The sequence below is a fragment of the Deinococcus metalli genome (assembly GCF_014201805.1).
Taxonomy (GTDB): Bacteria; Deinococcota; Deinococci; order Deinococcales; family Deinococcaceae; genus Deinococcus; species Deinococcus metalli.
Genome location: NZ_JACHFK010000001.1, coordinates 164,960 through 177,233 on the forward strand (window position 1 = coordinate 164,960; position 12,274 = coordinate 177,233).

Genomic DNA, 12,274 nt, shown 5'->3' on the forward strand with positions numbered 1-12,274 from the left:
GTCCAGCGTAGCGCTTAGGGGGCAGCTGGGGTGCGGTGACCCCCGGCCGGGTGGAGGGCGGTATGCTGCGCCGACCATGACTGAACGCACACCGCTCGTTTCGCTGGGAGACCTGGCCTGGGACGTTCTGGCGAAACCCGACACCATGCTGTTGCCGGGCGGGGACACCACCGGGCGCATGGAGCTGTCGGGTGGAGGCAGCGCCGCGAACCTGGCCGTGTGGGCGCAGCGCTGCGCGTTCCCGGCCACGTTCGTCGGGAAGATCGGCCGCGACCGCTTCGGGGAGCTGGCCACGGCGGAACTCCGGGCCGAGGGCGTGCGGACGGCCCTGACGCTGAGTGACGAGCACCCGACGGGCGTGATCCTGGCGCTGATCGACCGGCGGGGGCAGCGGGCCATGCTGACCGGTCAGGGGGCCGACTGGGAGCTGTTGCCGGGCGAACTGCCGCTGGACGTGCTGCGCCGCGCGGGGCACCTGCACCTGACCGCGTGGAGCCTGTTCCGTCATCCGCCGCGCGCCGCGGCGCTGGAGGCCGCGAGGGTGGCCAAGGCGGCCGGGGCCACCCTGAGCCTCGATCCCGGGTCGTTCCAGATGATCCAGCAGCTGGGCCGCGATCCTTTTTTGCGGATCGTGGACGGCGTGCCCTTCGACGTGATCTTCCCGAACGACGACGAGGCGCGCGCCATGAGCGGCGAGCGTCACCCGGACGCGGCGCTGGACTGGTTCCGCGCCCGGTATCCGCACGCGCTGGTCGTGCTGAAGATGGACGAGGACGGCGTGATGATCGAGGGGCCGGACTGCGCGCGCGTCCAGGTGCCGGCCACCCGCGATCCCCTGATCGACGCGACCGGCGCCGGGGACGCGTTCGGCGGGGCGTTCCTGGCCGGCTGGCTGCGGCACGGGGACGCGCGGCGGGCGGCGGAACTGGCGGTGCAGGTGGGCGGCTGGGTGGTGTCGCGCTTCGGGGCGCGCGCGCCGGCGGACGATGACCTGCGGGCCCGGCTGGTCCGTGTGGGCGCCGTGCAGGAGCCGGCATGACCCGCCTGAGTGGGCGCCGCACGCCGTGGTGGGTGTGGGCGCTGCTGGTCGTGGTGGTGCTGATCGCGGCGGCGGTGCTGGCCGTGTACGTGTATATCCGTGGGCTGTTCGGCCCGGCGGGCGGCGCGCCGTACACGCTGGAGGTCAAGCCGGGCGACTCGCTGAGCGCGGTGGCGCGCACGCTGGAGCGCCGGCACATCGTGAAGAACGCGCGCGTGCTGCGCTACGTGATGGACCGTGACGGCACGGCCGGCAAGCTCAAGGAGGGTCTGTACGACCTCACGGGTACCCAGACGGTCGATCAGGTCGCCGCGACGCTCGCTGGCCCGGCGCGCGTGCCCACGGTGAACGTCACCATTCCCGAGGGCCGGCGCATCCGGGACATGCCCGCCATCTTCAAAAAGGCAGGATTTGACGCCGCCGCCATCCAGACGCTACTCAAGGACGAGAACCTGAGCCCCTACGCCAAGGGCCGGCAGCCGGACCTAGAGGGCTTCGTGTTCCCGGACACCTACGCGTTCCGCCCCCAGGAGTCGGCGCGCACCATCGTGCGGACGATGCTCGCGCGCATGAGCGAGGAATTCACGCCGGCGAACGTCGCCCTGGCGAAGAAACAGGGGCTGGACGTGCGCGGCTGGGTGATCCTGGCCAGCATGGTGCAGGCCGAGGCCGCCAACGACCGGGAGATGCCGGTGGTGGCGGGCGTGTTCGTGAACCGCCTGAAGGAGGGCATCGCGCTGGGCAGCGATCCCACGGTCGCTTACGGGCTGGGCAAGGACCTCCCGGAACTCGACCGCAGCGCCGGGGACTTCACGAAGGACACGCCGTACTCCACATACACCCGCCAGGGCCTGCCCGCCGGGCCGATCAACTCGCCGGGGAACGCGGCCCTCCAGAGCGTGCTGCGCCCGGTCCTCACCATGCAGGACGGCCGCACGGCGCTGTACTTCCTGCACGGCCTGGACGGCAAGATCTACGTGAACCACGATTACGCCGCCCACCTGCGCGACGTGGCCCGGCACCGCTGAGCCGCCCTCCGTCCGGCACGGGCGCACTACACTGCGGGCATGTCCAGGCACCTTGACCTGCGGCGCCGCAACGCGCTGTGGCAGCGGCTGCGCACCGAGGTGCCCGGCAGCCCCGCCTTCGAGGACGCCGCCCGTGAGCTGAGCGAGCTGACGGGCTGGCCCCGGGCGCGCGTGCTGGCGGGCCTGGGCCTGACCGGGCCCGACGCCGCGCCCGCCCCGGAGCCGTCGTGAGCGCGGAAGTGCAGCCCTTTGACTGGCAGCGCATGCTGCTGGGCGACACGCCGCCCGTGTTCCTGCTGGAAATCGGCGTGCGGACGGTCGTGGTGTTCCTGTGGCTGGCCTTCTTGCTGCGGATCACCGGCAAGCGCGGTCTGGCGCAGCTGAGCCCTCTGGAACTCGCCATCGTGATCGCGCTGGGGTCCGCGGCGGGCGATCCGATGTTCTACCCGGAAGTCCCGCTCGTGCACGCCATGCTGGTCATTGCGCTGGTCGTGGGCCTGCAACGCGGGCTGTCGCTGCTGGTGATCCGCTCGGACCGCGTCGAGGCGTTCATCGAGGGCGAGCCGGTGGAACTCGTGCGCGGCGGTGTCCTGAGCCCGCCCGCCCTTCAGGCCGCCGACCTCAGCCGCGAGGACCTGTTCGAGCGCCTGCGTGCCCAGGGGGTCCGGCAGCTGGGCGAGATCCAGCGGGCATACTTCGAGCAGGACGGCAATCTCTCGGTGTTCCGGCACGCGCACGGCGCGCCGCCGGGCCTGCCGATCGTGCCGCCGTGGGACCTGGAACCGCCGCCCGCACTGCCCGTGGGGCAGGCCGTGAGTGGCCCGGTCGCGTGCCTGACGTGCGGTCAGGTGCGGCAGATCGGTGGCCCGCTGCCGGCGTGCCCGTGCGGCGGCGAGACCTACACGCCCGCGACCACCGATCCCTTCGCGGAGGCCGGCGCGCCGGCGGACGAGGGGGACCACGCACCGGGCAGCGCGCCGCAGGGGGGCAGTCCCGCGGCGTCGAGCCGGTAGGAGCGCTCAGCCCTCGGTCGACGCGCCGGGCCGGGTCGTCCACACCGGGTCCGGCTCGATCTGCGGGGCCGGGGCCTTGCCGGCCTCCAGGCCGGTGGACGCCGTGGTCTGGAGCACGCGCACGCGCATCCCCGGCGCGCACTCGATCTGGCACGACAGCCGCGCTTCGCCCAGCAGCGCCTTCTCGCTCAGCTTGTCGAACTCGGCGGCCGTCATGCTGTCCGGCTCGCCCTCCAGGAATTCCACCCGGCACGTCGTGCAGCGCGCGTGGCCGCCGCAGCGGTGCAGGATGCCGGTCCCGCCGCCCTCCAGCGCCAGCACCAGCCGCTGGCCGTCCTGGGCGCCCACCGGGCCGAAGCCCTCCACCTGCACGCTGAAGCCCTCGCCGGTCGTCTGAGCGGTCATGCGCCCAGCATGCCACGGCGGCGACCACCGTGCCCGGTCGCCGCCTACAGCAGGCTGTCGGGCATGCCGCTCTCGCCGTCCACCCACACGCGGCCCTTCACGCGGCGCTTGCCGCGGATCAGGGCGGTGTCGGCACGGGCCATCACGGCCGTGCGGAGCAGCGGCGTGGTCTGGGGATCGTGCGGGTCGTAGAACGCCAGACCAGCGGTGGACCGCACCGCGTGGTCCACGCCGTCGACCGTCACGGGGCGGCGGGCCAGCGCGGCGATCATGCCCTCGACGCGCAGCCGCACCTCCTCGCGGCTGGCGCCGTCGACCAGCACGGCGAACTCGTCTCCGCCCAGGCGGCCCAGCAGGTCGCCGGGCCGGGCGGACGTCAGCAGCCGCGCGCCCACCGCGAGCAGCACGCTGTCGCCGGCCGGGTGGCCGTAGGTGTCGTTGATGGCCTTGAAACCGTCCAGGTCGAAGATCGCCACGCCCAGACAGCGCCCGCTCTGGGTGGCCGTCTGCGCGCGTTCCAGCGCTTCATCGAGCTGTGCCAGGAAGCCGCCGCGGTTTTGCAGGCCGGTCAGCGGGTCGGTGGTGGCCTGGCGATGCAGCGTGCGGATGGGCCGCACCGCGCGCTCGAGCAGCGGCCACGCCAGCAGGCCGCCGAGCACGCACGCCAGCACGATGCTTGCCAGCCGGATGTGCGAGGTGCGTTGCAGGCCCAGCATGAAGTCGTCGACCGGCGCGTAGACGCCCACCCGCCACTGCACGCCCGGCGCAAGCGCGATGGGCTGCACCACGGCCGAGTACGCCTGGCGGTCCACCGTGAACTCGCGCGTTCCCGGCCGCACCTGCCCGTCCGGACCGATCAGCGCCCGCAGCGCCGGGTCCGCCACCTCCGACAGGCTGGGCACGCGGCCCGTGACGTTTCCGGGCCACGTGGGAGACGTGGCGATCACGTGGCCCTGCGCGTCGGTCACGAAGGCGCGGCCGTGCCCGCCGATCTGCACGCCCTGCAGGAACGACGCCACCTGCCGCAGCTGCACATCCGCGCCCACGACCACCGTGCCGTCCGCGCCAGCGTCGACCGCGCGGGCGACCGTCACCCCCGGCTGGCCGCTCGACGCGAAGGTGTAGGGGGGCGTCCACACCGTGATCCCGGGCGTGGCCACGGCCAGCGTGTACCACGGGCGGGTGCGCGGATCGTAGTTGCCCGTGTCCACCCGGCGCGACACGATCCGCCCGCGTTCGTCGAGGACGGTCACGGTCGCGCGCCGGGTGGGGCGGGTCTCGATGGTGCTCAGCGACCGGCCGGCGTCGCTGGAGCCGCCCCGGCGCGTAGAGGTGAAGCGGCCGTCGTCGTGGCCGATCAGGACACCGTTCAGCTGCGGTACGGCGTTCAGCATGGTCTGGAAGGTCACGCTCAGCCGCGTGGCGTCGGCGGTGTCCAGCTGCCCGGTGCGGATCAGTTCCGTGGTGATGTCCACCAGCTGCGTGGGCGACTGCAGGGACGCGCGGATGTTCTCGGCCGCGACCTGCGCCAGGCGGCCCAGGGTCGTTTCGGCCTCGGCCTGCACCACCCGCTCGGCGTTCTGCCGGTCGTTCCACACGACCACGGCCACCGTCAGCATCTGCGTGACCAGCACGGCCAGCAGCATCAGCAGCCGCGCCCAGAAGGTGGCGCGGGTCGCCTGCGCTGGGGTCAGCGAGCCGGGCACGGTGGACGACTTGGGGGCGTGAATCATGTCTGGGTGGGCAACCTCGCGTCAGTGTAGTCGCCGGCTTCCTCCCAAAGATGTTCTCGGCCTTATCCCATTCTCACGTGATCATCACTGTTCGGGGGGAGCCGCGTCCAGTTCGTCACATCCACCAGGCCGTCAGGCGTCAGCTTCAGCGCCGGAATCACCGTCAGGCCCAGGAAACTCAGGGTCGTGACCGGGTAGGGCAGGGTGCAGCCCAGCGTGCGCGCCGCCGCCGTCACCTCGCCCAGCTGCGCCGCCGCGACGGCCGGCGGCAGGTCCGTCATCAGGCCCGCGAAGGGCAGCGGCAGCGAGGCCTTCACCACGCCGTCCGCGACCAGCACCACGCCGCCCCCCATGGTCTCCAGCGCGCGGCCCGCGGCGCGGATGTCGTCGTCCGTGCCGCCCAGGAAGGCCGCGTGGTGCGCGTCGTGCAGCACGCTGATCCCCAGCGTGCCGCCCCGCAGGCCGCTGCCGGACGTCCAGCACGTCGCCCACTGCTCCCGCCCGAAACGGTCGGCCACCACCAGCCGCGCGTCCCCGCTGCCCGGCGCGCCCACCCCGGTCGTGATCTGGTCGCCGCGCACCTCAATCACCGGCCAGCCCTGGGGCGCTGCGAAGACCGCCTCCGCCCACGACGCGCCCAGCGTCACCCCGCCGCCGGCCAGCGCGGGCGTGTGTCCCGCCGGGGCCGCCGGCACGCCCCCCACGAAGGTCTCCAGCACCTCGAAGTCCTTCAGATCGCGCAGCAGCACGACATCCGCGTAGTGACCCGGCGCGACCAGCCCGACGTCGTGCAGGCCCCAGTACTCGGCCGGGTTGCACGTCACCAGCGCCACCGCGTCGGCCGGATGCAGGCCGCCCGCCACGCAGCGGCGCAGCAGCCGGTCGAGGTGCCCGAGTTCCAGCAGTTCGTCCACGCTCACGTCGTCGCTGACCAGCATCGTTCGGCGTGGCCGGTCACGCAGCACCGGCAGCAGCGCGTCCAGATTCCGCGCCGCCGAGCCCTCGCGCACCATCAGCCACAGGCCGGCGCGCAGGCGCTCGCGCGCCTCCTCGGGCGTGGTCGCCTCGTGGTCCGAGTGCAGCCCCGCTGCCGCGTAGGCCATCAGGTCGCGGCCCGTCACCCCGGACGCGTGCCCGTCCAGCCGCCGACCCGACGCCCGTCCGGCCTCCAGCACCGCCCACACGTCCGCGTCGCCGCCGAGCACGCCGGGGTAGTTCATCATCTCCGCGAGCCCCAGCACGCCCGGCACGCGCAGCATGGCCTGCACCTCCGCCGCGCCCACCCGCGCGCCGCCCAGTTCAAAGGCGCTTGCAGGCACGCACGACGGCGCCGACGCCCATACCCGCAGGCCCGACGACGCCCCCGCCCGCAGCATCCACTCCAGGCCGCCGACGCCCAGCACGTTCACCACCTCGTGCGGCTCGGCCACCACGCCGGTCGTCCCGCGCGGCAGCACCGCCCGCGCGAAGCCCGCCGGGGTCAGCAGGCTCGACTCGATGTGCACGTGCCCGTCGATGAACCCCGGCGCGAGGTACGCCCCGCGAGCCTCGATCACGTGCGCGGCACGGAACCCAGACCCCAGCGCCGCCACCCGGCCGTCTGCGATCAGCACGTCCGCCTCGAAGACTTCTCGCGTGGCCGGCTGCACCACCTGCGCGCCCCGCACCAGCACGTCGCCGTCCTCCACGCCACGCGCCACGCGCACCAGCCGCCGACGATCCCCTCCGTCCCCGCTCCGCGCTCCGACCATGGCGCAGTCTAGGGCCCGACTGGCCCACGCTTGAAGTGCGCGAGCTGCGGCCCCCGCTCGGCCAGCGCCCGCCGGAACAGCGCTTCCTGGAAGGCCCGCGCGTCGTTCACCCGCGCCCCCGCCCCGCCCGCCGGTTTCGCGGGTTTGGGCAGCGGCGTGAGCGTCCCGAAGCGCCGCGCGCGGAACATGCCCGGATGCTCCTCGAATACCACCGTCACGCCGTCCGGCAACGCGGCCAGATGCGCGGCGAACGCCTGCTCCTGCGCCAGCTCCGCGTGTGCTGCGCCCGTTCCCAGCTCGCTGAGCAGGCGGTCGATCAGGGCGAATATCAACGCCGCGTACGCCTCCACCTCGGCGCGCGTCGGCAGCGACCCCCGGTGGATCACGCGGTTGCGGAAGTCCGTGCCCAGCCCCTTTGGCGTCAGGAACTCCGGCTCGCGGCCCTCGCGCAGCAGATACGCCAGCGTGAACATCCCCAGCTGCCGCTCGGACTGGCTCGCCACATGCCGCCACGTGCCGTCCAGCGCCGCCAGCGCCGTCCCGAAGTCGGTGTCGGTGCCCGCTGCGCGTTCCAGCGCCACGGCCCGCACGTAGAACTCCATGAACCGCTCCAGCGCCGCCGCGAAACTCGCCACCGCCTCCCGCGCGTACCCGTCCATCAGGGCGCGTGTGCCCAGGTCGAACAGCACCTCGAACTTCTGCTTGCGGACCAGCACGCAGTAGTGGGCGCCGCAGCGGTCACACGTCAGGTCATAGATGCTGCTGTCCGCGAACTCGGCCCGGTTCTCCCGGGCACACGTCGGGCAGACCGTCGGGAAGTCCATGGGGCGGAGTGTAGTGTCTGGCGGCTGCGGGCTGCGGATTCAAGGCACGTTGCGGGCTTGGACGGTCAGGGTGTAGGCGCCCGTTGCTGGAACGGTTTTGATCACACCGCTCACCTGCTTGCGTGACTGCACCGTGATAGTGGTCGAGCGCGTGTTGGCCGTGTAGACGAAGGGAGATGCTCCACTGGGCAAGGTGTTTGACGGCGTCAGGTAGTCCGAGACAAGGTAGGGCTGCAGACCGCTCACCGAGCTCAGGGTACTGAGGTTACGCATAGCCGCACACGGCGTGGCAGCTGCAGTCTCGAAGGTCTCGCCAGTCCCGAGTAGACAGCTGATCGGCGTCGAGGACGTGTCGGTACTGCGGTATTCGCGTAATACCTGCACGTTATTTTCAGCCCAGGAATCATCCGTCTTGTCGTCAGTTGAAACGGCGGAGCGGTCCTGCATCCGGTAGACATACAGCACAAATTTCTGCGTGCCTGCCGACGTGTATTCGGGCATGACTGCCACCAGGCATGGCGTGCTTGTCGTGCAGGCATTACCGCTGCCGGAGTTGACGCTCAGCCCACTGGTGGCAACCCGGACCCGTACCGCCGAACGGACACGGTCACCGATGTAGCCGGTCATGTCGTTCAGGTCGGCCAGCTGCTGCGCCTGGGCGCTGGTGCGGGTCGTCAGCTGGAGCGTCTGCGTCTGCCAGTTGATGATCAGCGCCAGCACGATGCCCAGGATCGCCATGGCAACGAGAATCTCCACCAGTGTGAGTCCGTCCTGAACCTTCACAGCGGTCTCGCGTAGTCCACCACGAACGTCCGTATGGGCTTGCCTGTCTGGGTGCAGGAGAGGGTCAGTCGTCTGACGGTCACGACGGAGCCTGTTTCCGCTGGCGTGATGACCTGGTCAGTGAAGGCGTTGGCACAGCTGTAGCCGTTCATCTGGGTGCCGCTCGGCGGAGCAGGGACAGTTTTGTTGTCGAAATTGGTCTGTCCGGTGGACGTGCTTTTTCCGGTGGTCGGATCGACGGTCGTCATCGGATCGTTGAAGGCGGCCCGCACCTGTTCCAGATAGGCTTTGGCCGGCACCGTGACTCCCTGCTCATCCCGCGTCTGGCCGTTGACTTTGAGGATGCCAGGCAGGGAGCCGAGTACAGCTACCGACAGCACCGTGAAGATTGCGATGGAGACCAAAACCTCGACCAGCGTCAGTCCAGCGGTCAGCCTTCCGTTCACTTGATGATCACCTTGCCGAACACACCTGTCACCCGGATGTCTCGTTTGATGGTCGTATCCGCTGTCCAGCGCGACTGGTAGCTATCTGGCGACGCATCCGAGGTGCCGTAGGGCGGCGTGAAGTTGATGGTTGACGTGGTAGTAGAGACCGTACCCGTACTGCTCACGCGGACCAACTGCGTACCGGCGGGCATGGTGTAGACCCGCGTGCGTAAGGGAGCAGGGGTAGCCCCAGTTGGGCAGGTCGCGGTGCCGTACTCCTTGATCTGGTACTGGGTATTGGTGGCGGTGTAGGCCACCAGCGAGAGCTGCCAGCACGCATTGGCCCGCTTGGCGCCGGTGCGGGTGTTCAGGACAGCTTGGGAAAACTCCTGCGCTCCCTGAAGTGCCGTCGAAGTGGCCCGCCACCGCAGATAACTGCCGATGCCCAGGGCGAGCAGTGTGCTCAGGACGGCGAGCACGATCAAGACCTCCAGCAAGGTGAAGCCCCCGACGCGGCCCGTGCTCACTGCTGGCGCCACGTGCCTGAAATGACATTCAGTTTTTTACTGCCCGTTGCCGACTGGAGCACGGTTCGGAGGGTGACAGCATTGTAGTTGATGGCGAGACTGCCCAGAATAGTACTTGTCGTCATGGTGTTCGATCCGCGGACAGCGACGCTTCCATTGACAGTAAAGTTGCCGTTACCGAACCCGATCAGGTTCCCACGGATATAGATCAGCCCATTAAAGGTTGTACTTGCATTTATGTTTTGATCCACGTCGCCGTCGACTATGAGCACCCCTGTAGAGTTCTTGCCTTTTATGGCACTAGCAAGGTCGGATCCCCTGATCCGCATGATGCCGCCAGAGAGCGTGGGGAAGTTCGACGTCGTGAGCGGTACAAGATCGCTCAACTCCTCATCGGTCATCCCGAACAGCAGTTGTGTGAAAGAGAGGCTCGTGCTGGTCTGTGTCGCACCTGCATTTGCAAGAACCGTATCTTTGGCTCCTGCACATTGGATGGTACCGTTGACGTCTGCGCAGTCGTTCGTCAGTGCCCCGCCCGATATTCCTTTGAAGTTGTTGACCTTGCCGTTGACAAGCGTGATGTCGCTTCCGCTGCTCAACGCGGTCACGTCACGGGTGACCGGCGTTCCCTCATCTATGGAGGATGGGGGAGAGCCCGTCCAGGTGAGTGTGACCGTCTTCGAACTGTAATCGATGGTGGCAATTTTTGCCTTTACACTACCGATGTTGATGATTTCCCCCACTGCATAGTCCGCGATGTTCGATACCTTGATTGCAGTGGACGATGTGACTCCGGTATACGACTGGGAGACAGCGTTAAGCACAACGTCGACATTGCCCGAAAGCGTTTGCGCCGTGCTCGAGGCCCCTGGGACACGAATGACGGTGAGAACATTTCCGGAGATTGCGCTGATTTTGAAGGTTGAGCCACTAATTTTTACGTAGTCCCCGGTGGTTAGGCCCGCCGAGCTGACAACCGGTACGGTCGCGCTCGTCGTCAGTGCTGGAATGTTTACCGCCGCACCGCTGACCGTCGTGACCGTGTTGTTGACGTTCTGAGCCTGCACCGTAGCATTGCCGTTTGTATTGATGGGTGGGCGAGAGATAAGTCCTGAGCGTGGCCGCAAGCCGGGCGGCAGCGTCCGGTCAGTGACTGCATAATCCTGCAAGATCGTCTTGGTGCCCGTGCTGCTCGTCCCTGTCGATACCGCCGTAAAGGTCGTGGCGCTCTGGGCAGTCAACGAGACGATGGTGTCGCCTGTGGCGGGGTTCTTGGTGGAATCGTTCAGGGCCGCCCGCAGGCCGCCCGCATTTGTGGGGCTCGACGATCCCGTCAACCACGACTGCAACTCGGTCTGGGACGCACCGATGTAGGGTGTGGTGCGGACGTACTCAGCCGACCTGCGGGGCAGCGAGTTCAGGCCGCTCTCGGCCACCAGCAGCGCCTGGTACCCTACGCGCTCATTGGCACCGCCCTGCCGGGTGCCAGTCACCAGAGACGCAGCAGTAGAAACGACGATCAGCAGCACAATGCCGGTGAACAGCAGGGACAGCACAAGTGCGAAGCCCTCTGTCTGCCCACGAAGTGACCGTCCGTACATACCCATGCCTAAAGGGTGCCATAAGGAAGTTCTCATGGACCCGTCATAAGACGCGCCCTGATAGATTACGCTCGCTACTGCGGTAACAGAACGTAACTCAGGCCGCCCGAGTGGGTGAGCCACAGCGATTCAAAGGCAGCTCGCGGGTAGGTGCGGCGGACGGTGGCGTTGTCGGGCGCCGCTGGATCGTTGAGGACCGGGTTGCCAGCGGCATCGAAGCCGACCAGCACCATCAGGTGGCCGCTGCTGCTCTCGATGGCTGCGCCCGGCAACTCACCCTTCTTCCAGCCCAGGCTGACCGCCAGGGGCCGCCCGGCCGCCGTGAAGGTCTCGGCAGCGGCGAGGTTCGGCAGGCGCGTGACGTACGCGCGCAGGCCCAATGAACCCGCGTACGCCGTGTTGAACGGCCAGTTGCCGGTGCCGTCGTAGACCCGGTCGAAGGTCCCCCTGGCCGCCTGCGGCACGGTCACGTCCACGCCGTAGCGGGCTAGGATCATGGACACGCTGGTGGGGCTGCACCACACCTCGCCGCCGTCCGGGTAGATCATCTGCGAGCGCCGGGGCACGTCCACGACCTTGCCCCACATAGCGCGGTTGCCCGGCTGCCCCAGGCCGGCGGTGCGTTTCGCCCGGTCCGTGGTGTTGACGGCCAGCAGGCGGACGGTCGTGCCCGCGCCGCGCAGCGTCACTCGGTACTGGTACGCCGTCGCGGAGCGGTTCAGGCGCAGGGTGTCGGTGAGCACCTGTCCGGCGGCGTCCTTCTGGCCGTTCACGCTGGCCCGGTCGCCGCCGCTGCTCCACGTCCCGAAACTGAACCAGCGCGACCATGCACCGCCCACCTGCGCGCGCACCTCGACGGTGACGCTGCCGCCCACCGGGGTCACGGCGTTCCACGACGGAATCAGTTCGTCGAACGCGGGCACGGTCAGCGGCGCCGAGGTCACGGTGCCGGTCGCGGTACCCGCCGGAAGGGTCAGCGCCTCGGCGTGTGCCCGGACGCCGACGAGGGCTGCGCCGGCCCAGTCGGCGGCCCGCTCGTGAAGGATGGTCGTGCCGTTCGGGTACGTCATGGTCAGGGCTCCCGCGCCGCCCGTCAGGGCCAGCGCCAGCGGCAAGGCAAGCAGCGTTCCTCGCATGAATGC

General features: G+C 69.3%; 13 protein-coding genes. 4 read left to right on the forward strand and 9 right to left on the reverse strand.

The window, feature by feature from the left end:
• Window positions 1-76 precede the first annotated feature (76 nt).
• Genes HNQ07_RS00860 through HNQ07_RS00875 form a run of 4 tightly spaced genes read left to right on the forward strand, consistent with a single transcriptional unit; the run spans window position 77 to window position 3,080 of the window.
• Entirely contained in the window at window positions 77-1,039 is a 963-nt protein-coding gene (locus HNQ07_RS00860) for a carbohydrate kinase family protein (protein ID WP_184108908.1), read from the forward strand.
• Window positions 1,036-2,067, forward strand: coding sequence for an endolytic transglycosylase MltG (gene mltG, locus HNQ07_RS00865; RefSeq protein WP_184108910.1), 1,032 nt, complete (start codon window positions 1,036-1,038; stop codon window positions 2,065-2,067). The genes HNQ07_RS00860 and mltG overlap by 4 nt, the downstream gene beginning before the upstream one ends.
• Window positions 2,068-2,106: 39 nt before the next feature.
• Complete coding sequence (locus tag HNQ07_RS00870) at window positions 2,107-2,298, forward strand: hypothetical protein (RefSeq protein ID WP_184108912.1); 192 nt, start codon at window positions 2,107-2,109, stop codon at window positions 2,296-2,298.
• Window positions 2,295-3,080, forward strand: coding sequence for a DUF421 domain-containing protein (locus HNQ07_RS00875; protein WP_229831802.1), 786 nt, complete (start codon window positions 2,295-2,297; stop codon window positions 3,078-3,080). The genes HNQ07_RS00870 and HNQ07_RS00875 overlap by 4 nt, the downstream gene beginning before the upstream one ends.
• Before the next feature lie 6 nt (window positions 3,081-3,086).
• Here HNQ07_RS00875 and HNQ07_RS00880 read toward each other — a convergent pair whose 3' ends face one another.
• From HNQ07_RS00880 to HNQ07_RS00920, 9 genes are all read right to left on the reverse strand, one after another.
• Window positions 3,087-3,485 (reverse strand): 2Fe-2S iron-sulfur cluster-binding protein, encoded by a 399-nt coding sequence (locus tag HNQ07_RS00880; protein ID WP_184108914.1) that lies wholly within the window; start codon window positions 3,483-3,485, stop codon window positions 3,087-3,089.
• A gap of 44 nt (window positions 3,486-3,529) precedes the next feature.
• A complete protein-coding gene (locus tag HNQ07_RS00885; RefSeq protein WP_184108923.1) occupies window positions 3,530-5,218 on the reverse strand; it encodes a sensor domain-containing diguanylate cyclase in 1,689 nt (562 codons plus the stop codon).
• 62 nt (window positions 5,219-5,280) lie between these two features.
• Window positions 5,281-6,969 carry an adenine deaminase gene (locus HNQ07_RS00890; protein WP_184108925.1) on the reverse strand — a complete coding sequence of 563 codons (1,689 nt, stop codon included), beginning with the start codon at window positions 6,967-6,969 and terminating at the stop codon, window positions 5,281-5,283.
• Between the two features lie 8 nt (window positions 6,970-6,977).
• Window positions 6,978-7,793: a hypothetical protein gene (locus tag HNQ07_RS00895; protein ID WP_184108927.1), complete on the reverse strand. Its 816-nt coding sequence runs from the start codon at window positions 7,791-7,793 to the stop codon at window positions 6,978-6,980.
• 39 nt (window positions 7,794-7,832) lie between these two features.
• Window positions 7,833-8,576, reverse strand: a complete 744-nt coding sequence (locus HNQ07_RS00900; protein ID WP_184108928.1) for a prepilin-type N-terminal cleavage/methylation domain-containing protein — start codon at window positions 8,574-8,576, stop codon at window positions 7,833-7,835.
• Window positions 8,573-9,022 carry a PulJ/GspJ family protein gene (locus HNQ07_RS00905; RefSeq protein WP_184108930.1) on the reverse strand — a complete coding sequence of 150 codons (450 nt, stop codon included), beginning with the start codon at window positions 9,020-9,022 and terminating at the stop codon, window positions 8,573-8,575. The genes HNQ07_RS00900 and HNQ07_RS00905 overlap by 4 nt, the downstream gene beginning before the upstream one ends.
• Entirely contained in the window at window positions 9,019-9,543 is a 525-nt protein-coding gene (locus HNQ07_RS00910) for a pilus assembly FimT family protein (RefSeq protein WP_375790389.1), read from the reverse strand. Before HNQ07_RS00910 ends, HNQ07_RS00905 begins: the two co-directional genes overlap by 4 nt.
• Entirely contained in the window at window positions 9,528-11,138 is a 1,611-nt protein-coding gene (locus HNQ07_RS00915) for a pilus assembly PilX N-terminal domain-containing protein (RefSeq protein WP_184108933.1), read from the reverse strand. The genes HNQ07_RS00910 and HNQ07_RS00915 overlap by 16 nt, the downstream gene beginning before the upstream one ends.
• 68 nt (window positions 11,139-11,206) lie before the next feature.
• Window positions 11,207-12,268, reverse strand: coding sequence for a C39 family peptidase (locus HNQ07_RS00920; protein WP_184109806.1), 1,062 nt, complete (start codon window positions 12,266-12,268; stop codon window positions 11,207-11,209).
• Window positions 12,269-12,274 lie beyond the last annotated feature (6 nt).